Annotated in this window: 25 protein-coding genes and 1 tRNA gene; 19 read left to right on the top strand and 7 right to left on the bottom strand. The window is 59.5% G+C overall.

Annotation, left to right across the window (positions count from 1 at the left end; all coding sequences use genetic code 11):
• The first annotated feature begins 582 nt into the window (after window positions 1–582).
• From HBO12_RS24065 to HBO12_RS24050, 4 genes are all read left to right on the top strand, one after another.
• Window positions 583–1,881 carry an MFS transporter gene (locus tag HBO12_RS24065; RefSeq protein ID WP_169953387.1) on the top strand — a complete coding sequence of 433 codons (1,299 nt, stop codon included), beginning with the start codon at window positions 583–585 and terminating at the stop codon, window positions 1,879–1,881.
• Window positions 1,882–1,958: 77 nt separating this feature from the next.
• Window positions 1,959–2,852 carry a bestrophin family protein gene (locus tag HBO12_RS24060; protein ID WP_170043423.1) on the top strand — a complete coding sequence of 298 codons (894 nt, stop codon included), beginning with the start codon at window positions 1,959–1,961 and terminating at the stop codon, window positions 2,850–2,852.
• A 112-nt stretch (window positions 2,853–2,964) separates the two neighbouring features.
• Window positions 2,965–4,824, top strand: a complete 1,860-nt coding sequence (locus HBO12_RS24055; protein ID WP_170043422.1) for a DUF3857 domain-containing transglutaminase family protein — start codon at window positions 2,965–2,967, stop codon at window positions 4,822–4,824.
• Between the two features lie 117 nt (window positions 4,825–4,941).
• Window positions 4,942–5,379 (top strand): N-acetyltransferase, encoded by a 438-nt coding sequence (locus HBO12_RS24050; RefSeq protein WP_170043421.1) that lies wholly within the window; start codon window positions 4,942–4,944, stop codon window positions 5,377–5,379.
• Here the strand turns inward: HBO12_RS24050 and HBO12_RS24045 are convergent.
• Window positions 5,373–5,990, bottom strand: a complete 618-nt coding sequence (locus tag HBO12_RS24045; RefSeq protein WP_169953373.1) for a helix-turn-helix domain-containing protein — start codon at window positions 5,988–5,990, stop codon at window positions 5,373–5,375. The two genes, HBO12_RS24050 and HBO12_RS24045, sit on opposite strands and share 7 nt — an antisense overlap.
• Window positions 5,991–6,132: 142 nt before the next feature.
• Here HBO12_RS24045 and HBO12_RS24040 point away from each other — a divergent pair, with 142 nt between their 5' ends.
• From HBO12_RS24040 to HBO12_RS24030, 3 genes are all read left to right on the top strand, one after another.
• A complete protein-coding gene (locus tag HBO12_RS24040; protein ID WP_170043420.1) occupies window positions 6,133–7,269 on the top strand; it encodes an NAD(P)/FAD-dependent oxidoreductase in 1,137 nt (378 codons plus the stop codon).
• A 27-nt stretch (window positions 7,270–7,296) separates the two neighbouring features.
• On the top strand, window positions 7,297–7,683 hold the full coding sequence (locus tag HBO12_RS24035; protein WP_170043419.1) for a RidA family protein: 387 nt from the start codon (window positions 7,297–7,299) through the stop codon (window positions 7,681–7,683).
• A 116-nt stretch (window positions 7,684–7,799) separates the two neighbouring features.
• Complete coding sequence (locus HBO12_RS24030; RefSeq protein WP_170043418.1) at window positions 7,800–8,861, top strand: YkvI family membrane protein; 1,062 nt, start codon at window positions 7,800–7,802, stop codon at window positions 8,859–8,861.
• On the opposite strand, the gene HBO12_RS24025 is transcribed toward HBO12_RS24030, so the two are convergent.
• The 4 genes from HBO12_RS24025 to HBO12_RS24010 are packed head-to-tail and all read right to left on the bottom strand — an operon-like array spanning window position 8,858 to window position 13,040.
• Window positions 8,858–9,967 (bottom strand): agmatine deiminase family protein, encoded by a 1,110-nt coding sequence (locus HBO12_RS24025; RefSeq protein ID WP_170043417.1) that lies wholly within the window; start codon window positions 9,965–9,967, stop codon window positions 8,858–8,860. The two genes, HBO12_RS24030 and HBO12_RS24025, sit on opposite strands and share 4 nt — an antisense overlap.
• A gap of 20 nt (window positions 9,968–9,987) precedes the next feature.
• Window positions 9,988–11,073 (bottom strand): extracellular solute-binding protein, encoded by a 1,086-nt coding sequence (locus tag HBO12_RS24020; protein ID WP_170043416.1) that lies wholly within the window; start codon window positions 11,071–11,073, stop codon window positions 9,988–9,990.
• 1 nt (window position 11,074) lies between these two features.
• Window positions 11,075–11,983 (bottom strand): N-carbamoylputrescine amidase, encoded by a 909-nt coding sequence (gene aguB, locus HBO12_RS24015; RefSeq protein ID WP_169953361.1) that lies wholly within the window; start codon window positions 11,981–11,983, stop codon window positions 11,075–11,077.
• 4 nt (window positions 11,984–11,987) lie between these two features.
• Window positions 11,988–13,040: an agmatine deiminase family protein gene (locus HBO12_RS24010; RefSeq protein ID WP_170043415.1), complete on the bottom strand. Its 1,053-nt coding sequence runs from the start codon at window positions 13,038–13,040 to the stop codon at window positions 11,988–11,990.
• 135 nt (window positions 13,041–13,175) lie between these two features.
• Between HBO12_RS24010 and HBO12_RS24005 the strand changes: the two genes are divergently transcribed.
• The 12 genes from HBO12_RS24005 to HBO12_RS23950 all read left to right on the top strand — a co-directional run bounded on the left by HBO12_RS24005 (window position 13,176) and on the right by HBO12_RS23950 (window position 19,642).
• Window positions 13,176–14,045, top strand: a complete 870-nt coding sequence (locus HBO12_RS24005; protein ID WP_169953357.1) for a LysR substrate-binding domain-containing protein — start codon at window positions 13,176–13,178, stop codon at window positions 14,043–14,045.
• Window positions 14,042–14,614, top strand: a complete 573-nt coding sequence (gene mug / locus HBO12_RS24000; protein WP_170043414.1) for a G/U mismatch-specific DNA glycosylase — start codon at window positions 14,042–14,044, stop codon at window positions 14,612–14,614. The genes HBO12_RS24005 and mug overlap by 4 nt, the downstream gene beginning before the upstream one ends.
• A 158-nt stretch (window positions 14,615–14,772) precedes the next feature.
• Window positions 14,773–14,848: transfer RNA gene (locus HBO12_RS23995), tRNA-Asn, on the top strand.
• A gap of 87 nt (window positions 14,849–14,935) precedes the next feature.
• Entirely contained in the window at window positions 14,936–15,241 is a 306-nt protein-coding gene (locus HBO12_RS23990) for a ParA family protein (protein WP_178123805.1), read from the top strand.
• Between the two features lie 354 nt (window positions 15,242–15,595).
• Window positions 15,596–15,910: a DUF3077 domain-containing protein gene (locus tag HBO12_RS23985; protein ID WP_170043413.1), complete on the top strand. Its 315-nt coding sequence runs from the start codon at window positions 15,596–15,598 to the stop codon at window positions 15,908–15,910.
• A gap of 5 nt (window positions 15,911–15,915) precedes the next feature.
• Window positions 15,916–16,254 (top strand): hypothetical protein, encoded by a 339-nt coding sequence (locus tag HBO12_RS23980; protein ID WP_170043412.1) that lies wholly within the window; start codon window positions 15,916–15,918, stop codon window positions 16,252–16,254.
• Window positions 16,251–16,550: a hypothetical protein gene (locus tag HBO12_RS23975; protein WP_170043411.1), complete on the top strand. Its 300-nt coding sequence runs from the start codon at window positions 16,251–16,253 to the stop codon at window positions 16,548–16,550. The genes HBO12_RS23980 and HBO12_RS23975 overlap by 4 nt, the downstream gene beginning before the upstream one ends.
• Window positions 16,547–16,771: a hypothetical protein gene (locus HBO12_RS23970; RefSeq protein ID WP_170043410.1), complete on the top strand. Its 225-nt coding sequence runs from the start codon at window positions 16,547–16,549 to the stop codon at window positions 16,769–16,771. Before HBO12_RS23975 ends, HBO12_RS23970 begins: the two co-directional genes overlap by 4 nt.
• Window positions 16,768–17,094 (top strand): hypothetical protein, encoded by a 327-nt coding sequence (locus tag HBO12_RS23965; RefSeq protein WP_170043409.1) that lies wholly within the window; start codon window positions 16,768–16,770, stop codon window positions 17,092–17,094. The genes HBO12_RS23970 and HBO12_RS23965 overlap by 4 nt, the downstream gene beginning before the upstream one ends.
• A 415-nt stretch (window positions 17,095–17,509) precedes the next feature.
• Window positions 17,510–18,253: a hypothetical protein gene (locus tag HBO12_RS23960; protein WP_170043408.1), complete on the top strand. Its 744-nt coding sequence runs from the start codon at window positions 17,510–17,512 to the stop codon at window positions 18,251–18,253.
• Window positions 18,254–18,555: 302 nt separating this feature from the next.
• Entirely contained in the window at window positions 18,556–18,951 is a 396-nt protein-coding gene (locus HBO12_RS23955; protein WP_170043407.1) for a DUF1640 domain-containing protein, read from the top strand.
• A gap of 70 nt (window positions 18,952–19,021) precedes the next feature.
• Window positions 19,022–19,642 carry a hypothetical protein gene (locus tag HBO12_RS23950; RefSeq protein WP_170043406.1) on the top strand — a complete coding sequence of 207 codons (621 nt, stop codon included), beginning with the start codon at window positions 19,022–19,024 and terminating at the stop codon, window positions 19,640–19,642.
• 18 nt (window positions 19,643–19,660) lie between these two features.
• On the opposite strand, the gene HBO12_RS23945 is transcribed toward HBO12_RS23950, so the two are convergent.
• Window positions 19,661–20,893, bottom strand: a complete 1,233-nt coding sequence (locus HBO12_RS23945; RefSeq protein ID WP_169953349.1) for a CaiB/BaiF CoA transferase family protein — start codon at window positions 20,891–20,893, stop codon at window positions 19,661–19,663.
• A gap of 24 nt (window positions 20,894–20,917) precedes the next feature.
• Complete coding sequence (locus HBO12_RS23940; RefSeq protein WP_170043405.1) at window positions 20,918–22,447, bottom strand: 3-hydroxyacyl-CoA dehydrogenase; 1,530 nt, start codon at window positions 22,445–22,447, stop codon at window positions 20,918–20,920.
• Window position 22,448 lies beyond the last annotated feature (1 nt).

Raw genomic sequence — 22,448 nt, 5'->3', positions numbered from 1 at the left:
TGAGGATCAATGTGGGAGCTGTCGAGCCCCGGCGAGGCTGCGAGGGCGGCGGCATTGCTGGGATGGAAGTTGGCTGACCCACCGCTATCGCTGGCAAGCCAGCTCCTACATTGGATCGTCGTACATTGAGTGCCGTATGCATCCTGCGGTGGCAGTGAAATGCAATCCTCCAGACCCTGAAGATCAAGGTGGGAGCTGTCGAGCCTTGGCGAGGCTGCGATGGCGGCGGCATTGCTGGAGTTGATGTTGGCTGACCCGCCGCTATCGCTGGCAAGCCAGCTCCTACATTGGATCTTCAGTACATTGAGTACCGTGTGCATCCTGCGGTGGCAGTGAAATGCAATCCTCCAATCCCTGAGGATCAATGTAGGAGCTGTCGAGCCCCAGCGAGGCTGCGATGGCGGCGGTATTGCTGGGATTGATGTTGGCTGACCCACCGCTATCGCTGGCAAGCCAGCCACATTTGATCTTCAGGGCCTTGCCAGGTCGGTGCTGACTACGCCGATGACACTTTTGAAGTAAGCCGCCCCGGGCGCTTTCCCGATAATCGAGGGCTTACTGACAAAATGCCGAGGCCCCGCCATGACGCGCGCATCTACCGAACAGGTCCCGCCGCAAACCCTGAGAAAAGTCATCGTCGCCGCCGGTATCGGCAATTTTGTCGAGTGGTTCGACTTCGCCGTGTATGGCTTTCTCGCCACCACTATCGCGCAACAGTTTTTCCCCAGTGGCGATGCCAGCGCGGCGTTGCTCAAGACGTTCGCGGTGTTTGCCGTGGCTTTTGCCTTTCGGCCCCTGGGTGGGATTTTTTTCGGCATGCTGGGCGATCGCATCGGCCGCAAGCGCACCCTGGCGATGACGATTTTGCTGATGGCCGGGGCCACCACCCTGATCGGCCTGCTACCCACGTATGCCGCGATTGGCGTTACCGCGCCGATTCTGCTTTCGTTGATCCGCTGCGCCCAGGGCTTTTCCGCCGGCGGTGAATACGCCGGCGCCTGCGCCTACCTGATGGAACACGCGCCCAGCGATAAACGGGCGTGGTACGGCAGCTTTATCCCGGTGTCGACCTTTGCCGCCTTCGCCTCGGCGGCGGTGGTGGCCTATGCGTTGGAGGCCTCGCTGTCGGCCCAAGCCATGGGCAGTTGGGGCTGGCGCCTGCCGTTCCTGATTGCCGCACCACTGGGCCTGGTTGGCCTGTACCTGCGCTGGCGGCTGGATGAGACCCCGGCGTTCCAGGCGGTCAAGCAGGAGCACGCGGTGGCCCATTCGCCGCTCAAGGAAACCCTGCGCAACCATGGCGCGGCGATCTGCTGCCTGGGCGCCTTTGTGTCGCTGACGGCGCTGTCGTTTTATATGTTCACCACATACTTTGCCACGTACCTGCAAGTGGCCGGTGGCCTGAGCCGGGCGACGGCGTTGCTGGTGTCGCTGATTGCACTGATCTTCGCTGCGGCAATGTGCCCGCTGGCCGGCTGGTATTCCGACCGCGTCGGGCGGCGCGTCACGGTGATGACCGCCTGCGGGCTGTTGATGGTGGTGGTGTATCCCTCGTTCCTGATGGCCAGTTCCGGCTCGTTCGCCGCGTCCATCGTCGGCGTGATGCTGCTGGCGGTGGGCGCGGTGTTGTGCGGCGTGGTCACGGCGGCCCTGCTCTCGGAAACGTTCCCGACCCGCACGCGCTACACCGCCTCGGCGATTACCTACAACATGGCCTACACGATCTTTGGCGGCACTGCGCCACTAGTGGCGACGTGGCTGATCAGCACCACCGGCAGCAACCTGTCCCCGGCGTTTTACCTGATTGCCGTGGCCCTGCTCGCGCTGGCCGGGGGCCTGGCCTTGCCGGAGACCTCGCGCATTTCCCTGCACGACGCGTAAGGCGCGGCGAACCTTTCTTGCGCAAACACCGTCCGAGCTAGGGCACTGATGCTTTTCGCCCGCTCGGAGGTTTGTGTTTGAAAGCTGCCATCGTCAAAAAGTACCGCCTGATTATCAAGACCATGGGTTATGTCGGCTGGGCACTGTTCTGGCTGCTGCTTTGGGATATCGCGGTCACCGTGGACTTCATGCTGTTTCTCAACGCGAAGATCAACCTGCCGCTGATGCCCTTGACGCTGCTTGGTTCGGCGCTGGTGGTGCTGATCAGTTTTCGTAACACCAGCGCCTACAACCGCTGGTGGGAAGCGCGCACGCTGTGGGGCGCGATGGTCAACAATTCGCGCAGCTTTGCGCGGCAGGTGCTGACGTTGCTCGATGACCCAGGCAGCGAGGTCAACCCGATCAAGTCGACCCTGCTGCGCCGCCACGTGGCCTATGTGAACTGCCTGGCGGCGCACCTACGGGGCGAGCCGTGCCCGGAGGAAGTGCGGGCGTTTATTCCTGGGGATGAGTTTGCGCGCAACGGTGCTACCAACAACTTTGCCAACGACATCCTGACCGGCTCCGCCGCCCTGCTGGCGCGCGAGTACAAGGCCGGGCGCCTGGACAGTATTCGCCTGGCGCGGCTCGAATCAACCATGGTGGACTTGTCCAACAGCCAGGGCGGCATGGAGCGCATTGCCAATACGCCACTGCCCTACCCGTATGTGTATTTTCCACGGCTGTTTATCTCGCTGTTCTGCCTGATCGTGCCGGTGGGGCTGGTGGAGTCCCTGGGCTGGTTCACCCCGCTGGCATCGACGGTGGTGGGGTTTATGCTGCTGGCCATCGAACGTATCGGCACTGACCTGCAAAGCCCGTTTCGCTCCAGCGAACACCAGATCCAGACCGAAGCCATCTGCGAAACCATCGAGAAAAACCTGCAGTCGATGCAGCGTGATTCGTTGGGGGATGTTCGCAGGGGCCACTAAAAAGCCTGCATTTTTCGGGCATCTATATAATAATGCGTCGCATTAAACGATTCGTTTATCACACCGCGCTCTTCCCCGCCGAGTGAGCGTCGCATTAGTCAGAAGGATCTCTATGCAAGGCTTTTACCTGCCCTCTGTGCGCCTGCTGGGCGCACTGTTTTTGGCTGTCTGTTCACTGACGGCCCAGGCCGCTACCGATGAAACCGATCACTCGGCCACCTTCGAAAAAAACCAACAGTCCTACGTGATCAATGCCGATGGCAGTTTCGTCCAGACCATCGAGCTGGTCACGCGGATCAACGAAGAACGGGCGATCAAGCACAACGCGCAACGTTCGCTGAGCTACAACCGCTCCCTGGAAAACCTCGAAGTGCTGCAAGCCTTCACCCAGAAACCCGATGGCCGCAAGGTGAAGGTGGGCGCCGAACAGATCAAGGAGCAGCAGGAAACTGCCTCTTCCCAGGCGCCGATGTTCCAGGACTCGCGGGTCAAGGTGGTGATTTTTCCAGAGGTGGCGGTCGGTGACCGGCTGGTCCTGCGCTACCAGCGCCAGCGCACTACGGCGCTGTTCCCGCAGCAGTTCGAAGACTTCTTCGTGCCGGACTTCTACGATGCCGAGCAGTTGAGCCTGAGCTACGACTTGCCAGCCGACAAGCCGCTGTTCGTCGATGCCCGGGGCTTCAAGGCCAGCACCCCGGCCGCGGCAGCCGGGCGCAAGGTGTACCGTTGGGACTACGTACCGCAGGAAAAAGCTCGCATGGAAACCGGCGCCGTGTCCTATGTCGATTACGGCCAATTCCTCGCGGTCTCGACGTTCGCCAGCTACAAGGACTTCGCCCAGGCCTATGAGGCCAGGGCCCAGGTCGAAGTGACGCCGGCCATTGCCGCCCTGGCCAAGGAACTCACGGCCAACCTGAGCACCCCGCGCAGCAAAGCCCTGGCCCTGAGCGACTGGGTGCGTAAGAACATTCGTTATGTCGCGGTGTATGTCGGCGCGGGCGGCGTAGTACCGCATCCAGCCCAGGCCGTGCTGGACAACCGCTATGGCGACTGCAAGGACCATGTGGCCCTGCTGGAAGCCATGCTGCGCGCAGTAGCGATCGAGAGTTCGCCGGTGCTGGTCAACCTGGGTAACAGCTACACCCTGGCCAAAGTACCCACCCTGGGCGTGCTCAACCATGCGATCACGTATGTGCCGGCCCTGGATCTGTACCTGGACTCTACCGCCACGGCCATCGCCGCCGGCTACCTGCCGATCCCGGTGCTGGGCAAGCCGGTGCTGTTGACGCAATCGGGCGAACTGGCCAAGACCCCGGCCGCGCAAACCGGCAAGGTTACCAACGACCTGCTATTCAAGGTCGACAGCAACGGCGCGGCGGACTTTGTGCATGCCACCACCGTGGAAGGCTGGGGCTCGGAGTTCAATCGCTACCTGCTCAATGCGATGAAACCGGCTGACCGCGACTCGATGATCCGCAACGTCCTCGGCTGGTACGGGCAAACGGGCCAGGGCACGTTCAAAAGCGACTCCCTGCAGGATGAAGTCAACCCGTTCAAGAACACCCTTGAAGGGCGCACCGACAACCTGGTCAACCTTCCAGGCCCCACCGGCGTGCCAGCGCTCAGCAGCCTGGTCGGCGGCATTGCGCAGAACGTGTTTGCCTTCGCCTCCGAGAAAGACCGCACCCAAGGCTTCGGTTGCCTCTCCGGAGAAACCCAGGAGCAGGCCCGCTTCGAGTTCCCCAAGGAAGTCACCGTGCTCGCCGTGCCCAAGCCGCAGTCCCTGCAACAGGCCGGCTTTGACTACCAGGCCACCTACGCCAAGGAAGGCAACACGGTGCTGATCACCCGCCACTTCAAGTTCGCCCATGCCAATACGGTGTGCAGCCCCGAGGACTTCAAGGCGATGAAGCCGGTGATCGAAAGCATGGTCAACGACCTCAAGAGCCAGATCATCGTGCAGACCCTGTAATCTGTACCAGCTCCCTGATCCTGCGCAACCGCGCAGTATCAGGCCTGGCGGGCTGCCCGGCGCACTGCAACAGCGCGCCGGCCTGAGCGTCGAATAACCCATCGCAAGACTTGAAAAATGATCAGACCCCTTGACCCCAAAGACCTCGATTGCGTCCTGCAGATCTGGCTGGATGCCTCGCTCATAGCCCACGACTTTATCGACGCCGCCTTCTGGCAGTCGCAGGTCGAGAACATGCGCAACGTGTACCTCCCTGCATCCCAGACCTTCGTCATTGAGCGTCAATCGACCGTGGTGGGGTTTTACTCGTTGCTCGAGCAGCAGATGGCCGCGCTGTTTGTCGCCCCCGACTGCCAGGGCCAGGGCCTCGGCAAACAGCTGGTGGCGCACGCCAGGAAGCAGCAGCCCGTACTGACCTTGGCGGTTTATAAAAACAACAGCGCCAGTTACCAGTTCTACCTGTCACAAGGGTTTGTGGTCACCCATGAGGAGATCGATGAGCACAGCGGCCAAGCGCAATACTGGATGAGCAGCGTCGCCAGCACACCTCAGTAATCCGTCATCACCACCATCACTTCAGCGTCCGCCTCGCTTTCGGCGAGGTAGATATGGCCGATGCCGCTATTGAAATAAGCGGTTTCGCGACAGCCAATGCTGATGGACTCGCCCGTTTCGAATTGAATCCGCACCCGTCCGGACAGCACCACCGCGAACTCCTGGCCGGGGTGGCGGATGTAGTCGTCAAACTGGGTCAGTTCACGGGCGAAGATGCGTGCGTACATCGGCGTCATGCGCCGCCCGGGGAAGTCCCCGGCCATCGGGTGATAGTCATAATTGCCCGTGCTGTAGCCCGCCGCGCTATCTATGGCGGTGCTGACCACGGTGGGCTGGACCTGGTTGGGCGCGGTCGTTTCCGGGATGAATAACTGCGCAATATCCACGCCCAGCGCCCGCGCCGCCGCCGCCAGTTTTTCGTAGCTCACCGATACCTGCGCCAGTTCCATCTTCGACAAGGTCGACAGCGCCACGCCCGAACGCTCAGACAATTGCTTGAGCGTCAGCTGCTGGTTTTTGCGGATCCCCCGCAGGCGGGCGCCTACCTGGCTGCGATCTATCAGCGGATGGGCCGTGGAACACGAAGCGGGCGCTGTCTGATCGGAACTCATGCTGACTCTCTGTCGTGGACCAAGCCCGGAATATTAACCCACGAGGAAGGCTTGACTGGGAAATTCTCATACCCTACATTTCTCTTATGTGAGAATTATCAAAAACGAGAAAAACCCATTCGCACACAGAAGGTACTCAGGCATGCAGGACCGCGATTGTTTCGATTTCGCCATTATCGGCGGGGGCATTGCAGGGGCTTCACTGGCCTATCGCCTGGCAAGTGAGGCCAGTGTGGTGGTGCTCGAGCGTGAGAGCCAGCCGGGTTATCACGCCACTGGCCGTTCTGCCGCCATGTTCATGGAAACCTACGGCACCCCGCAGATTCAAGCGCTGACCCGCGCCAGCCGGGCCTTCTACGAGCAACCACCGGCAGACTTTACCGAGCACGCACTGCTTGAACCTCGCGGCTGCCTGTATGTTGCCAATCACGAACAGCAGCCATTGCTGAAAAAAACCTTCGACAGCCACTTGGCTACCGCAGCCAATGTGTCGCTGATCGATCGCGAACAGGCGCTGTCACTGGTGCCTTGCCTGCGCCCGGAGGCGATCGCCGGTGCCATGCTTGAAACCGAGGCCCGTGACCTGGATGTGCATGCGCTACACCAGGGTTTCCTGCGGGCGATGCGCCGTGCCGGTGGGGTCTTGCAGTGCAACGCGCAGTTGAGTGGCGCCACCCGCCAGGGCCGTTACTGGCTGCTGACATTGGCCGACGGTCGGCAAATGCGCGCACGTAACCTGGTCAACGCCGCTGGCGCCTGGGCCGACCAGGTTGCACAGCTATGCGGCGTAGCACCGGTCGGCTTGCAAGCGTGCCGCCGTACCGCATTCACCTTCGATGGCCCCGAGGGCGTCGACTTTTCACGCTGGCCCGCCGTTATCGGCATCGATGAAAGCTTTTACTTCAAACCCGACGCCGGCCAACTGCTGGGCTCACCGGCCAACGCCGACCCGGTCCCGCCACAGGACGTGATGCCCGAAGAGCTGGATGTTGCCACCGGGATTTATCACATCGAAGCCGCCACTTCCCTGAGCATTCGGCGGCCACGCCACAGCTGGGCCGGCCTGCGCTCATTCGTGGCCGATGGCGACCTGGTGGTCGGCTGGGACGAACAGTGTGAAGGCTTCTTCTGGCTTGCCGCCCAGGGCGGTTATGGCATCCAGTCGGCGGCAGGCGTCTCGCAACTGGCCTGCGCCCTATTGCTCGATCAACCCTTGCCTGAAGCGCTGCGGCGCCAGGGCGTAGAACCACAGCGCCTGGCTGCGGCCCGCTTGCGCTGATCATTCACTCTGCCGAGGTTCCTTGTCATGTCAGAAAGTCTCCAGCGTTATCCCAGTCACCTGCCCTACCCGTTCTCCAAAGCCATTCGGGCGGGCGATCTGCTGTACCTCTCCGGGCAAGTACCCATGGACCCAAAGGGCGAAGTGGTACGCGGTGATATCCAACTGCAAACCGAAGCCGTCATGAGCCGCATCGGCGAAACCCTGGCCGAATGCGGTGCCGGGTTTGACCAGGTGGTGAAGGCCACGGTGTGGCTATCAGATATGCAGCATTTCGCCGGTTTCAACGAGGTGTACGCACGCTACTTCAAGCAGGGATTCCCGGTGCGCTCCACGGTCGGTGGTACGCAACTGGCGCTGGGGGTCGATGTAGAAATCGAAGTCCAGGCCTGGGTCGGCCCGCCTACCCGCTGATAGTTCGCCACAAACCTCAAGGCAACGCGTTGGTTCAAGGACTGCGCGTTACGCCTGCGGTGTTTCACAAGCAAGCTCGCACGCCCCTTAACAAAAACAATTCAAGGGAAGTCGTCATGAAAGAGAGTCTGAAGATTGCCGGTGCATTTGTCGGCGTGATCGTTGGTGCGGGGTTCGCCTCGGGTCGGGAACTGTTGCTGATGTTCGTCGATTTCGGCGTATGGGGATTGCTCGGCGCAGTGCTCAGCGCGGCATTGTTCACCTTCCTTGGGATGGCGCTGGCGGGCATGGGAAACCGCCTGCGCGCCACCTCCCATAAAGATGTGGTGTATGCGTTGTGCGGGCGGCACCTGGGGGTGCTGGTCGACCTGATGATCACCTTTTTCATGTTTGCGGTAACGGTGGTGATGCTCGCGGGCGGCGGCGCATTGCTGGAACAGCAGTTCGGCATCCCGGCCACCCTGGGCAGCGTGGCGGTCACCCTGGTGGTGATCGTTATTGTGTGCCTGGATGTGCACAAGGTCATCGGCCTGATCGGCTCGGTCACCCCGTTCTTGATCCTCACGGCAGTCGGCGTGGCGCTATATGGCGTTGCCACCCGAGGCCTGAGCTTCCCTGAGCTGGACCAACTGGCCGCCCGCCAGAGTGCCGGCGCCAGCCATTGGCTGCTCGGCGCATTGCTGTACGTGTCCTACAACATTGTGGCCGGCGTACCGATCCTGGCAATCATGGGCGGCGCGGCGAAAAGCGAAAAACAGGCAGTCTGGGGCGGAATTCTCGGCGGTGCCATATTGGGCCTGCTGATGCTGGTCATGAGCCTGGGGTTGTTGTCGCGCCTGGACAGCGTGGCGGATCTGCCGATGCCGATGCTGTCCATCGCCAGCGAAGTCTCGCCGGCGCTCGGGCTGCTGATGGCGGTGATTATCTTCCTGATGATCCTCAATACCGCCGTCGGCACTTTGTACTCCTTCTCGGCCCGCCTGCTGCCACCCGGCACCCGTACATTCCGGGTCGGTTCGGCGGCCTTTGCCACACTGGCCTTTGCCGGCAGCCTGATCGGTTTTATCAGCCTGGTCGGCCAGGTTTACCCGCTGTTTGGCTACCTGGGTTTCTTGCTGATCGCGACCGTGTTGATTGGCTGGTTGCGCCTCGGGCGCCTGGCCGGGGCCACAAGCTAAACCCAAGGCTGATGGCTGGTCACGCAGTGAATGCCACCACCGCCGGCCGCAATGGCGTCGATATCCAGCTGCACCACCTTGCGTCCCGGATAGAGTCGGGACAACAGGTCGAATGCCTTGCGGTCGGCGGCCTTGTCGCCAAACTGCGGGGCGATCACGGCGCCATTGATCACGAAGTAGTTGATGTAGCCGGCGGCGTAGTCCGGATTGTCACGGCTGAAACGGTTGCTGCGCGGGTTGAGCGGCGGCGATACGGTGTGTATTTGCAACGGCCGGCCATCGGCATCGGTGGCCTGCTTGAGAATATCCAGGTGGGCCAAGGTCACTTGGTGGTCGTAGGACTCGGGGTCGGTGTCCAGGTTGGCGATGACCACGCCCGGCGAGACAAAGCGTGCGTAAAAGTCGACATGGGCGTCGGTAATGTCCTTGCCCTTGATGCCCGGCAACCAGATGATCTTGCGCAAGCCCAGCCGGCTCTTCAGTTCGGCCTCGACGTCGGCCTTGCTCCAGCCGGGGTTGCGGTTGCTATTGATCCAACTGCTTTCGGTCATGATCCCGGTGCCGTGGCCGTCCACTTCGATGGCACCGCCCTCGCCCACCAGTTCGCTGCGGATATAGGTGGCGCCTGCCAGCTCGGCAACGTGAGCCGCCAGTTCGGCATCGTCGGCGTGCTGCTGCTTGTTGCCCCAGCCGTTGAAGTTGAAGTCCACCGCGCCCAACTGGCCATTGTCATCCACGACAAAGTTGGCGCCGGTGTCACGCATCCAGATGTCATCCAGTTCGGTGTGCACGAAGGTGATGTTGCGGGTGCCGCATTTTTCTTCGGCCAACTCACGCTCTTCTTCGCGGCAGAACACCGTGACCGGCTCGTACGCGGCAATCGCCCGGGCGATACGGCCCAGGGCGTCCTGCACAGCGGGGGTAAAGTCCTGGTGAATCGCCTCCTGGGCGCCGAAGGCGATAAAGGCACGCTGGTGTTTCTCACCCTCGTCGGGCATGAACCAGCGGCCCAGGAGTGCCGCCTGCACGGGCAGCCCCATGGAGGCGGCGGCGCCCAGGCTGGCCACCACAGCGGCCTGTTTGATGAATTGGCGACGTGTGCTCATGTGTACCTCTGTAGGTGCCGTCATTGACCGACGGCCGTCTTGAATTTAGTCCAAACCCGCATGCGTGCGCGCATATCGGCCTGGGGAATATCCTGGCCGGCCACCATTCGCTTGAAGGTGGCGTCGTCCGGGTAAATGTCCGGGTTGTTGCCCATGGCCGGATCCACACTGGCGCGGGCCTTGGCATTGGCCGTGGGGTAGCCGGTGAAATTGCTGATGGCCGCCATGTTCTCCGGGCGCATGACAAAGTTGATAAACGCGTAGGCATATTCCGGATGCCGCGCATCCACGGGGATGGCCATGGTGTCCATCCACACCGTCGTGCCCTCGCGGGGGATGTGGTATTGGAAGCGCGCCTTTTTACCCGCCGCATCCGCCGCCCGTTGCGCCTGGGTCATGTCGCCGCTGTAGCCCAGGGACAGGCACAGGTTGCCATTGACCAGGTCAGTCACCGGCTGCGACTGGAACTTGCGGATGTATGGCCGCAGCTTGAGCAACAGGGCGCTGGCCGCGGCCAGGTCTTCGGGCTTGGCACTGCGCGGTTCGCGCCCCAGGTAAATCAGCGCGACGGCCAGTACCTCGTCGGGCGAGTCGATCAGCGAGATGCCGCAATCGGCAAATTGGCGCGCCAGTTCCGGCTTGAACAACAGGTCCAGGCTATTGACCGGCGCATTCGGCATGCGCTGTAGGATTTGCTCGGCGTTATAGGTCAGGCCAATCGTGCCCCAGGTGTAGGGCACTGTGGCCTGATTTGACGCGCGGTAATGACTGCGCAGTTGTTGCAGGCCTGGTTCGATATCCTCCAGCGCCGCAAGTTTCGCCGGATCCAGCGGTTGCAGGCTGCCGGCGCGCATCAAGCGCTCGCCCACCGTATCGCCGGGGAAGATCAGATCATAGCCACTGCCACCGGCCATCAGCTTGGCCTCCAGGGTCTCGCTGCCATCCATCACGTCGTAGATCACCTGGATCCCGGTTTCGGCAGTAAAGCGAGCCAGGGTGTCTTCGGCAAAATAGTCGGCCCAGTTGTACAGGCGCAGGATCTTTTCGTCGGCCTGTACCGTCGGGATGACGATGCTCAGGGCCAGGGTGCAGTGGATCAGCTTCATGTCATACCCCTTGGGTCTGCCAGCGTGGATGCAGATGGCGACCGTCCTGGGTCAGCAAACCGCCATACATGTCCGGGCGGCGGTCGCGGTAGATGCCCCAGGTCAGGCGCTCTTCGGCCATGGCCGCCAGGTCCAGGCACTGGAGCAGCACGCCGCTGCTGGCGCGGTCGGCCTCGGCCAGCAGTGCGCCTTTGTGGTTGCAGATAAACGACGAGCCGTAGAATGCCATCTGCAAGGCCGGGTCGCTGGTCGCCACTTCCCGGCCGACACGATTGGCCGCCACCACCGGCAACAGATTGGCGGCGGCGTGCCCGCGCATGGTCATCTGCCAGTGATCACGGGAGTCCAGGCTGGCACAACCCGGCTCGGAGCCGATGGCGGTGGGAAACAGCAACACCTCGGCGCCCAGCAACGCCAGGCAGCGCGCGGTCTCGGGGAACCACTGGTCCCAGCAGATACCCACGCCGAGGCGGCCGAACGCGGTGTCCCAGACCTTGAAGCCGGTGTCGCCGGGGCTGAAGTACTCCTTCTCCTGATAGCCAATGGCGTTGGGAATATGGGTCTTGCGATACACCCCCAGCAGTTGCCCGTCGGCATCGGCCACGCTCAGAGAATTGAAGTAGGCGTTACCGGCCTTTTCGAACCAGCTCAACGGCAGCACCACGCCCAGCTCCCCGGCCAGCGCGGCGAAGCGCTTGAGCACCGCGCTATGGCGGTACTCCTCAGCCAAGGCCAGGTGTTTGTGTTGCTGTTCGATGCAGAAATACGGCGTGGCAAACAGTTCTTGCAGCAGAATGACCTGGGCGCCCTGGCTGGCCGCTTCACGCACCAGCCGTTCGGCTTGATCAAGGTTGTGCGGCAAATCCCAGGTGCAGGGCATCTGGGTGGTGGCGATGGTCATCAAGGTCATGGCATCAGCCCTCCACCGGCCAGGCCGGCTGCTGCTGGGTGATGCAATGCACGCCGCCGCCGCCATGGGCCAGGTGGTTGATACGCACCGGTACCACCTCGCGATCCGGGAATGCCTGGGCCAGTACCTCGGCGGCCACCTGGTCGGCCGCAATGCCATAGGCCGGCATGATGATCGCGCCGTTGGCGATGTAAAAGTTGGTGTAGGACGCGCAAAACACCTCGGCGTCGGCATCCACCGCCTCGCTGGCCTCAAAGAGTTCGATCAACTCGAACCGGCGGCCCTTGGCATCGGTGGCCAACTCCAGGGCGCGGCGGTTTGCCCGTGCCACCTCGGCGTACACCGAACCCTGGTCGTGGGTGGCGTCCACCAGCAACACGCCGGGGCGGGCAAAGGCGCACACACCATCGACATGGCCGTCGGTCATATCCCCGGTGACGTAATCCGGATCGCCCGGCAGCCAGATGGTTTTTGTCACCCCCAGCCAGCGCGCAAAGAACGCCTCCATCTCGGCCTTGCCCATGCCCGGGTTGCGATTGGGGTTGAGCAACACCGACTCGGTGGTAATCAACGTGCCCTCACCGTCCACATGAATCGCCCCGCCTTCATTGCTCAACGGCGTGCCAAAGCATGGCAGGCCCAAGTGGTTGAGGGTGCGCCGGGCCAGGCTTTCGTCCAGGTCGTGGGCCGACTTGCCGCCCCACGCGTTAAAACGCCAGCTCACACCGGCCAGGCCCAATTGCGGGTGGCCAATAAAGCTGGGGCCGGAGTCGCGGCACCAACTGTCGTTGACCGCCAGCGCGATCAGTTCGATGTTGGGGCCGCACAGGGCTTTGGCCGTGTCGAGTGCACAAGGGTCAACCACCAGCTTCACCGGCTCGAACCGCGCGATGGCATTGGCGACCCGCGCAAAATCCGCCTGCACCTGGGCCAGGGTCACGCGCCATCCCGCCTCCCAGAGTGCCTGGTTATGGGGCCAGACCATCCAGGTCGCAGCGTGCCTGGCCCATTCCGCCGGCATCCTCCAGCCGCTGTGTGGCATCTCGTTCTGCAGCATGACAACCCCCTTCTGAGTTAAGCCTTTGTGTTCACCGAAAACGACGTACACGCTATGGGGATCCATGCTACGTTTGGCCAAACCGCCAAACAAACGATGGATTTTGCAGGTAAATGATTAGAGAAACTTATCAGCATGCTTAAACACTGGCCGCCCCTGGGGGCACTGCGCGGCTTCGAAGCGGCGGCGCGGTTGGGCAGTTTTCACAAGGCTGCCAACGAACTGCACCTGACCCAATCGGCCATCAGCCAACAGATCCGCAGTCTCGAAGCGTACCTGGAACAGCCGCTGTTCTTTCGCAACGGGCGCAGCGTCGCCCTGACCGATGCCGGCCATGATTTCCTCAGCACCACCCAGGCCCTGTTGCAACAGTTGTCAGTGGGCGTACGTCGGCTGGGGCAGTACCGCAAGGCCAATCAACTGGTACTCAACACCACGCCCGCCTTTGCCCGCCACTGGCTGTTGCCGCGCCTGGCCGACTTCCGCCGACACCACCCGGACGTGGATTTGTGGCTGTTCAGCACCGACGAAGTACCCGACATGGCCACCCAGACCATCGACCTCGCCGTGCGCGACGACATCAGCGCCCAGGCCGAGTGCAGCTTCAAAGTGCTGCACACCGACCGCCTGTATCCCGCCGCGCACCCCAGCGTACTGGCCCTGCCCCACGAGCAACGCACGACCCTGCATGGCGAGCGGGAAATGGACTGGAGCCATTGGGCGGTGGAAGCCGGGATCGACGTGGGCCAGCAGGACCAGGGCCTGAACTTCTCCGACCCCGGCCTGCTGCTGGACGCAGCCTGCGGTGGCCTGGGCATCGCACTGGTCAGCCAGTTACTGAGCCAGCACGCGCGGGACAACGGCCTGCTGCAACCTTTGGTCGACGCGACCATTCGCGGCCCCAACTGGGCCTTGCTGACCCACCGCGACAGCGAAAACGACCCACTGGCGCGCAGCTTCAGCCAGTGGTTGCTGGACAACCTGGCGCAAGGTGCCCCCACATGAGTCAAGGACTGGAAGACATCCTGGCCGAGCGGCTGGCCGTGATTTTTTGCGGGATCAATCCGGGCCTGCTGGCGGCCGCCCAGGGCCATCATTTTGCCGGACGCAGCAACCGCTTCTGGCGCACCTTGCACCTGGCCGGGTTTACCCCACATCAAGTTCGGCCCGAGGATGATCGGACAATCTTGCAGTACCACTGCGGGCTGACGACCGTCGTGGAACGGCCAACGGCGCGGGCCGATCAACTGTCCCAGGATGAATTCAAGGCGGCGGCCGAGGGCTTTGAAAACAAAATCCGCCAGTATGCACCGCGCTATGTGGCGTTCCTGGGCAAGGCGGGTTATTGCGCGTTGTCGGGGCAACGCGAGGTGGCGTGGGGGCTGCAACCGCGGACGTTGGGGGATGCTGCGGTGTGGGTGCTGCCCAATCCCAGCGGGCGGAATCTGGCGTTTACGTTGGAGCAGTTGGTGGCAGCGTATGGGCGGCTCTGTTTGGCAGCATTCCCTGGAAGCCGCGCTGTTTGCGCCCGTTCAGATAGCGACATGCTGGGTGGCAGCAACGACAGCACATAAGCCATGCGCTACGCACTCCCCAGGTTCACGATCAACATGAACGGCGAGTCGCTGAACTCAAACACCAGATAAAAGGTGCCAAAGGAACCGCGCATATCCTGCTGGAAATCACACAAATCGATTGACTTATCCTTTTCAATCAGTAAGATACGCCGCATTCCGCGATAGCTCAGTTGGTAGAGCAAATGACTGTTAATCATTGGGTCCCTGGTTCGAGTCCAGGTCGTGGAGCCATATCTCAATCGGGTCACCCAAGCTGGTGATCCAGGCATAGCCTGATCTACGCGTCGTCTCTGATTCTTCACTTTAGAGACCATCGCCATGAAAATCGCTGCAGTACTCTCAACAAAAGGCGGACCGAGGAAAACCACGGTCACAGCCAGTCTAGGCGCGTTCTGTGCCGACTCAAGTCTTCACACCCATCTCATTGATCTGGACAACCGGCCTTCGTCGTCATCTTTTATACGATCACGCATGAGGCCCGTTAGTATGTTTAACCCATGGTTACTCAAAACCATAATGCCTATTCACAACCTATCTGCGGCACGTCCCCCCCAAAAAAATACTCATCATGGCAACGATACCTACTTCCCGCGTAATGCCTGTATTCCAGAGCCTCTAGCTTAGTAAATCCGGACAGTATCCATAAGCCGAGCGCACTAAAGTTAAAGCCTTTATCTCAAGATTATGTTTAAAAAGCTCTGTTTGGTTTTGCCTCACCTTCCAAGAAATAGGTGTTAGCAATTTCCTGCATTCACTCCTGATTTTTCATTCCCATTGGTAAGCAATTTCTGCCAAAGCTTTAGGAGTTTTCCAAGGTCACACCTAGAGAACATGAGCACCAAAATTTCTATGCTCTGAACGCGAGCAGGAAATTTGGCATCAGGCTTGGCTCGAAGCCAAATCTGTGAAACGGTCACAATGCCCAAGCCCAGCCTTAGTTCGACATCGCTCGCAGCCTGACACTGACGGAGATGTGAAATGAAAGGTTCTACAGATAGCCAGAATCCCGGTGAGCAATTACTCACCACCGCTCAGCCCTTCCATATGTTCTCGGGAGTCCACCAAAGGAAATATTTACTGCAGGTTCAACCCGGCACTCCGGTTATTGATGCAATGAACACTTCAAGCTGCCTACTGGGCTCCGCTGAACGCCTGCTTGACCATCTGATTGACGGTGAACTGGGCGCTTATGAAATCTATGCGATCCGCTTCCTGATCGAAGCCAGCAAAGCGTTACTGGACTCAGCGACCCACGATGTCGAATTTGGTAATCGCCGCGCAGGTGCCCAATGATTTGCATGCCAAAAGCCGAACGCCTCATGTTTGCCGCTCAGGGCTTAAATGCCCTCACAGAGGTGCTGATCAACGACTTGATTCTCGAAGACATAACCAAAGCACCTGGTGCGATTCGCCAGCAACACATGGAAGGCTATCTGCGCGCAATACAGTGCCTGGGTCTGGAACTGGAGGAGGCTGTCACCGATGCCTGGGAGAACGCAAACAACCCCACATACATCTGCGAAGAAGACAATAAGCAGGCCTGGAAAGAATCAATAGGAGCGTCTGATACCACCTCGACACTCACCTGGGTGCATAAAGTCGTGAGAAAGCCTGCACTACAGGAGGCAGGTCAATGAGCAGCCCTCTGAATACCATCATTTCCATCACCGATGAGACGTTGAGCGCCTTGGAGGATGCATATCAAACGCTCAAATCAGCTGAAACCGCATTCAAGGCGTTGAAACTGACAACCGATGAACACTCGGATGCTCACCACATGGCGCGCATGGGAGAGCTGTTCTGCATGGATCAAGCAAACGGTATTGATTGCATGCATGAAGATTTTGAAAACCGGTTCACCGCGGCACTTGTCGAGGATTTGAAACAGCAACGAAATGGTGCATCGCCTGAAGCATACGGAGGGCGCCCATGAAGCAAGTAGACAAGATCCCCTACCGTTTGGAATGCCAATTATTGACCATCAATCAGTTGGCAAAAGTACTCACAAATAATTTGGGACACAACGGCTGCGCTGATCCAGCACAAATCGACATTCATGGAGAGGACGCTATTTTCTCAGCGATCACCTTCCTCAGTGAATTAGCTCACAACGATTTATGTGACTTTCTCAACTCTCTGGAGCGCACACCATGAAAACACTGTCGATAAACGCGCTCCTTCCCTGCATGCTGGAAGAGTTCTCAACGCTAGCACTCAACCCCAAAGCAGTACCTACCGAAGAGCAGGCTGAAAGACTTAAAACCCTTCAAAGAGGCGCTGAGAACTCAGCGCTTGCTGCGGAGTTGGGAGTCAGCGCGATAGGTGCCGCACTTGGTATCTGCGCTGACGAGTTGGGCGAGGTACACATTTGCAACCTGGGGTGGCTTCTCGAGCTGCTGGGAGACCTGTCCGGCACCGCGAGACATATCGAGCATGAGGCGATTTACTATTTGAGGAGAGAAACAGTGCTGCAATAAACCTCCCTAGGATGTCGACGAAACGATCCTTTTCGGGTTCGTTTCGTCAGTTGACACGCAGAAGATCTACACTTTGAACGATCTCGAGCCCTAGGGATGAGTTCCTTGCCGCAAGCCCTAGCAAATGCGCGGATCATGACCCCTGAGCTTATTTGGATCAACGTATCCAGGAGGGGTCAAAATCTTGCAGTTATGGCAAAATGCTATGCAGGTGGAAAAGAATAGTATTATCTTCTCCCGGCTGCCCGCATGTCATCAAAACGTTACTCGCTCCCCACTGAAGATAGCTTCAAAAAATACGAGCGAAAAGACTACGTCATGGTTGACGTCGGCGACAAAGAACGTGACCTGCGAGTTGAGGATTCGACAGCACTTACCCATTAAAAATTAGATAACCTCAAATCAGGCATTTATCATGGAAGACTTTCTGCAAAAAATCTGGCACGCAAAAACCTGGTTTATCGCCACGCTAATTTTAACATACTGTCTAAGTGGAATTTCTTCCAGCTTATCGGAAATACGTAAAACAGCTAAAAACCAACTAGACCACTCCATACTATTAGATGACACCGCCCCCGAACAAAAGCTTCAACTTAAAATCATTGACCTGTACAAAGAGAGCCACACCGATCTAGGGCCTATATTACTTTATTACAAATCACTCGAAAACAAAGAACACATCAACAAAGAAGAGCAGAACACTGGTAGAAATTACGCTGCTAAAACCGTTGAAAAACTGCGCATCAATTACGCCTCATCTGCAGGAATCAGACTCGCGTGCAGCGAGTGTCGATCCTTACACAAAGAGTTGCTTTCCGGAATGAGTTTAACCACCGAAGTAGCAATAGGCTTCAGTGATTTTTTTGAAAATCCAAACTCAAAAAATGCCAAGCTAAAACTCTCAAATATTTATAACGAAAAACTGAACAAGAATTACAGCATCGCCAGCACTGTCATTCCGGCATTTTCTAGACAGCTAAAAATAGAAATAATAGAAATTGAAAAAAACATAGTCGACTTACACCACCTAAATTTTATTGCTTACGAAATTCTGATTTACGCTCTTTACATCTTAGCTTTCACGATCACCGCCATATGGAAATATACACAATTTAAACTGAAAAACACCAGAACGACAAACCAAAAACTACTTCCTTGACCACTATTTAATATGCGCATAACTCACCACCACAAAACATCATACTTACATTTAGACTACCAAATAAAAAATATTGAAATTTAGCATCAACAGGCTTTATCGATACGGCCTGTTCAAAGCCATCTCACTCAACCTACAAAAATGCAGGAACCGTCCGACTGGATCATCAAAGCGCTTAAGTCGAATATTTCGCCGGTAGCGCTGTCGTCGAAGCTCTCGTCGATCGAGTGCAACACCCCTCACGGTGACAGGACCTGCCGTCCGGTGGGGTTCTACGTCACTTGCCAGCCGCAGGAGACATGATGAAAATCTCGCTTGCCCTATATGACGCACTGACCTCCATCAGCGTGCCAAACAACAAAGCCAAAGCAGCCGTTAATGCTTGGGAGGACGATGTGAAAAATTTCGCATCAAAGGCTGACTTAGAACGCACCGAATCCCATCTTGAGGGTTCGATCGCAACATTACGTACCGACCTGACCGCAGTGATCAAAGACCAAGGCGCGTCCATCAGAGAGCAGGGCGTGGAGCTACGCGCACTGGTTGAAAGTCAGGCGAGTCAATTTCAAGGGGCTATTTCAAAGCTGGAGTCGGGCATGACCCTGCTGCGCTGGCAGTTCTGGCTTCTGGTCATCTGCTTTGGGTTTCCTATCATCAAAAACCTTTACGAGATTTACGGGAATGTCATTTCCTCCTGACTCATTGCTTTACCATCCCAGCCAACATTAACCCACCAAGACCTACCCATTCGACAAGGAGTCGGACTACGTGAAAAAACTGCATGACCATCCCTTTTTCAAACCGCGCCACCCCACCACTCCCCTGACACCGGAAACACCCAAGCTATCTTTAGGTACGCTGCTCTCAATGGCAGCCGTGGTGATCTCGATTGCCGCCGCGTCGATTTCCTTCTGGCAACTGGACCTGATGCGTGAGCACAACCGACTGTCCGTACGGCCCTACCTGATGATCACTCCGCATTTAACGGCACAAAAAAGCGGCCTGTACCTGTCCAATGAAGGGATTGGGCCGGGCATCATCACTGCGTTCAGCATTCGCGTTGGCGATGAACACTTCGATGGGCTGGGGGACAGTCGCTGGCCCGCCGTGCTGGAGAAAGCGCGCTTGAATCCTGAATGTTTCGCCAAAGGCTGGCCCACCAAAGGCTCAGCCGTAAGGCCGGGAAACGACATCGTGATTCTGGAGCCGACTAAAAGCACCCAGTTCGGCCCCTTGTGCCTGCTGCAAATGAGCCTGTTCCTACAAAGGAATGACGTATTTGTGCAGATGGACTACGAGTCACTCTACAAGGAGCCCTTCACCTTTTCTGCGCCCTTGAAAATGAATGAAGCCATGGATATGGGCGCGTTGAGCAAAATATTTCAGTAGCAACCCAACGCGCGCCCATCACGGCAACTGCTCAATAACCCCGTTACTCTTCAGTTGCCCCAACTCCTCACCAGACAACCCCAACCGCCCCGCCAACACCTCATCCGTATGCTGCCCCAGCATCGGCGCTGGTCGCACGTACTCCACTGGCGTGCCAGACATCTTGATCGGGCTGCCAACCATGGCGAAGTCGGGGTTTTGCGGATGGGGGATCTTCACCATCAAGCCACGGGCAATCACCTGCGGCTCTTCCAGGGATTGCGCGATGTTGTTGATCGCACCCACCGGCACTTTCGAGGCATGGATGCAGCTGACCCACTCATCTGCCGTGCGGCCAAGGAAGTGCGCCGACAGCAGCTCGACGATTTCGGCCCGATGGGCGACACGGTCGGCATTGCGCCGAAAACGCGGGTCGTCCGGCAGGTGTGGCAGACCGATGCTGTGGCACAAGGCGATAAATTGGCTGTCGTTGCCACAGGCGATGATGAAGTCGCGGTCGGCGGCGCGAAACACCTGGTACGGCACGATATTGGCGTGGGCATTGCCAAAGCGCTGGGGCACTTTGCCGGAGGCCAGGTAGTTCATGCTCTGGTTGGCCAGGGTTGCCACTTGCACATCCAGCAGGGCCATATCGATGTGCTGGCCGACGCCGGTGCGTTCGCGGCTGAGCAGCGCGGCCTGGATCGCCACGGTGGAATACAGCCCGGTCATCAGGTCAGAAAATGCCACGCCGACTTTTTGCGGGCCGCCGCCCGGCAAGTCGTCGCGCTCACCGGTAATACTCATCAGGCCGCCAATGCCCTGGATGATGAAGTCGTAGCCGGGCTCTTGCGCACGCGGGCCGGTCTGGCCGAAGCCGGTGATGGAGCAATACACCAGGCGCGGGTTGATCTGGGCCAGTGTCGCGTAGTCCAGGCCGTAGCGTGCCAGGGAGCCGGCCTTGTAGTTTTCGATCAGCACATCGGAGCTGGCCGCCAGCGCCCGTACCAGTTCCTGGCCTTCGGTACTGGCCAGGTCGATGGCCACCGACAGCTTGCCGCGGTTGGTGGACTGGTAATACGACGCCTGCCCGGACGACTCGCCGGTGTCGGTCTTCATCCATGGCGGCCCCCAGCCCCGAGTGTCATCGCCGCTCTGCGGGCGCTCGATCTTGATCACTTCCGCGCCGAGGTCCGCCAACACCTGGCCACACCATGGGCCGGCCAACACCCGGCTCAAATCCAGTACACGCAAACCTGTTAATGCACCCATTGTTTTTATTCCTGAAAGTCTGTGTCAGCCGATTGCCGGCTCTGGATGGCGCAAGGAAATCCCCAGCAACGCACGGCGTCTCAGCCAGGGGCTGGGGCGGTAGCGTGGGTCGTGGGTGATCTCGCACAGGCGCTGCAAAATCGTCAAAATCCTGCGGGGCCCGAGGGCGTCGCCCCAAGCCAGCGGGCCGTGGGGGTAACCGAGGCCCAGGTGTACCGCCTGATCGATATCCTCGACGCTGGCGATGCGCTGCTGCGCAATGTCGCAGGCCAGGTTGACCACCATCGCCAAGGTACGCTGAGCCACAAAGCCAACACTGTCGCCAATCACCGTCACTCCCACGCCATCCCTGGCGAGCAAGGCGTGGGCAGCGTCGCGCATCGGCGCGGCGGTCAGCGGGTTTTGCATCAGGGTGCGATGGCGCGACAGGTCGGGCAGAAGGTCAATGCACAAGGTGCGCGCCGGATCGGTGTGGAACCACTCGCAGGTGGCGGTCGCATCGCGGCCGTAAGGTGCCAGCAGGCACAACGCAGCGGGCGACGGCTGCGCGCCCGTCTCCAATTGCGCGCCGAGGTTGATCAGCAAGGTGCTGAGGCGTTCGTGGTCTTCGGGGTTTTCCGTGGCGATCCACACCGGTGGCAGCGTGGTAACAGTTGGCACCGGCTGCGGCTGTGGGCCGTCGATCCTCTGGCCATTTTCGTAGCGGTAGAAACCCTGGCCGGTCTTGCGTCCCAGGCGCCCACCCACCAGCATCTGCCGGGTCAGGGCCGAGGGTTTGTAGCGCGGCTCCTGGTAGAACTGGTTGTAGATTGATTCCATGACCGGGTGGGAAACGTCCAGGCCGGTGAGGTCCAGCAGCTCCAGCGGCCCCATGCGAAAACCCGCACCGTCGCGCAGGATGCGGTCGATATCGCCCCCCTCGGCAATGCCTTCATCCAGCATCTTCAAGGCTTCGGTGCCGTAGGCACGGCCGGCGTGGTTGACGATAAAACCTGGAGTGTCCTTGGCCCGCACGCCACGATGGCCGGTGCGCGCGACAAATCCCAGCAAGGCCTCGCCGACGGCTGGCGCGGTGGCCAGGCCGTCGATGACTTCCACCACGCGCATCAGCGGCACCGGGTTGAAAAAGTGCAGGCCGGCGACTCGCCCAGGATGCTGGCAACCCGCGGCAATCGCCGTGACCGACAGCGATGAGGTGTTGCTGGCGAGGATGCACCCCGGCGTCACGATGGCCTCCAACTGGTGCAGCAGGCCACGCTTGGCATCGAGGTTTTCGACAATGGCCTCAACCACCAGGTCGCAATCGTGCAAGGCGTCAAGGCTGGTGGCCACGTGCAGGTTGTGCAACGCGCTGTCCATGGCCGCCTGGGTGAGCTTGCCCTTGCCGACCAGCTTGGCGAAGGTCGCGTCGAGGCTGTCGCGAGCCGCCTGCGCCGCGCCATCGCGGACGTCGAACAAGCGCACGCGCACGCCGGCCTGGGCGGCAATCTGCGCGATGCCGGCGCCCATGACGCCAGTGCCCACCAGGCCCATGATGTTGATCGAATCGGCCATG

The organism is Pseudomonas sp. WS 5059 (assembly GCF_012985525.1).
Taxonomy (GTDB): domain Bacteria; phylum Pseudomonadota; class Gammaproteobacteria; order Pseudomonadales; family Pseudomonadaceae; genus Aquipseudomonas.
The sequence above is the reverse complement of the archived record's forward strand: the minus strand, read 5'-3'. Positions and strand labels throughout refer to the sequence as shown.

Bases quoted from the DNA above. Each gene is read 5' to 3' on its own strand.
- HBO12_RS24005 (WP_169953357.1), top strand. From the start codon at position 13,176: ATGCTTAAACACTGGCCGCCCCTGGGGGCACTGCGCGGCTTCGAAGCG.
- HBO12_RS24035 (WP_170043419.1), top strand. From the start codon at position 7,297: ATGTCAGAAAGTCTCCAGCGTTATCCCAGTCACCTGCCCTACCCGTTC.
- HBO12_RS24055 (WP_170043422.1), top strand. From the start codon at position 2,965: ATGCAAGGCTTTTACCTGCCCTCTGTGCGCCTGCTGGGCGCACTGTTT.
- HBO12_RS23985 (WP_170043413.1), top strand. From the start codon at position 15,596: ATGAAAGGTTCTACAGATAGCCAGAATCCCGGTGAGCAATTACTCACC.
- HBO12_RS23965 (WP_170043409.1), top strand. From the start codon at position 16,768: ATGAAAACACTGTCGATAAACGCGCTCCTTCCCTGCATGCTGGAAGAG.
- HBO12_RS23970 (WP_170043410.1), top strand. From the start codon at position 16,547: ATGAAGCAAGTAGACAAGATCCCCTACCGTTTGGAATGCCAATTATTG.
- HBO12_RS23955 (WP_170043407.1), top strand. From the start codon at position 18,556: ATGAAAATCTCGCTTGCCCTATATGACGCACTGACCTCCATCAGCGTG.
- HBO12_RS24030 (WP_170043418.1), top strand. From the start codon at position 7,800: ATGAAAGAGAGTCTGAAGATTGCCGGTGCATTTGTCGGCGTGATCGTT.
- HBO12_RS24010 (WP_170043415.1), bottom strand. From the start codon at position 13,040: ATGCTGCAGAACGAGATGCCACACAGCGGCTGGAGGATGCCGGCGGAA.
- HBO12_RS24045 (WP_169953373.1), bottom strand. From the start codon at position 5,990: ATGAGTTCCGATCAGACAGCGCCCGCTTCGTGTTCCACGGCCCATCCG.
- HBO12_RS23945 (WP_169953349.1), bottom strand. From the start codon at position 20,893: ATGGGTGCATTAACAGGTTTGCGTGTACTGGATTTGAGCCGGGTGTTG.
- HBO12_RS23980 (WP_170043412.1), top strand. From the start codon at position 15,916: ATGCCAAAAGCCGAACGCCTCATGTTTGCCGCTCAGGGCTTAAATGCC.
- HBO12_RS23975 (WP_170043411.1), top strand. From the start codon at position 16,251: ATGAGCAGCCCTCTGAATACCATCATTTCCATCACCGATGAGACGTTG.
- HBO12_RS24025 (WP_170043417.1), bottom strand. From the start codon at position 9,967: ATGAGCACACGTCGCCAATTCATCAAACAGGCCGCTGTGGTGGCCAGC.
- HBO12_RS24065 (WP_169953387.1), top strand. From the start codon at position 583: ATGACGCGCGCATCTACCGAACAGGTCCCGCCGCAAACCCTGAGAAAA.
- HBO12_RS24040 (WP_170043420.1), top strand. From the start codon at position 6,133: ATGCAGGACCGCGATTGTTTCGATTTCGCCATTATCGGCGGGGGCATT.
- HBO12_RS23990 (WP_178123805.1), top strand. From the start codon at position 14,936: ATGAAAATCGCTGCAGTACTCTCAACAAAAGGCGGACCGAGGAAAACC.
- aguB (WP_169953361.1), bottom strand. From the start codon at position 11,983: ATGACCTTGATGACCATCGCCACCACCCAGATGCCCTGCACCTGGGAT.
- HBO12_RS24050 (WP_170043421.1), top strand. From the start codon at position 4,942: ATGATCAGACCCCTTGACCCCAAAGACCTCGATTGCGTCCTGCAGATC.
- mug (WP_170043414.1), top strand. From the start codon at position 14,042: ATGAGTCAAGGACTGGAAGACATCCTGGCCGAGCGGCTGGCCGTGATT.
- HBO12_RS23940 (WP_170043405.1), bottom strand. From the start codon at position 22,447: ATGGCCGATTCGATCAACATCATGGGCCTGGTGGGCACTGGCGTCATG.
- HBO12_RS23960 (WP_170043408.1), top strand. From the start codon at position 17,510: ATGGAAGACTTTCTGCAAAAAATCTGGCACGCAAAAACCTGGTTTATC.
- HBO12_RS24020 (WP_170043416.1), bottom strand. From the start codon at position 11,073: ATGAAGCTGATCCACTGCACCCTGGCCCTGAGCATCGTCATCCCGACG.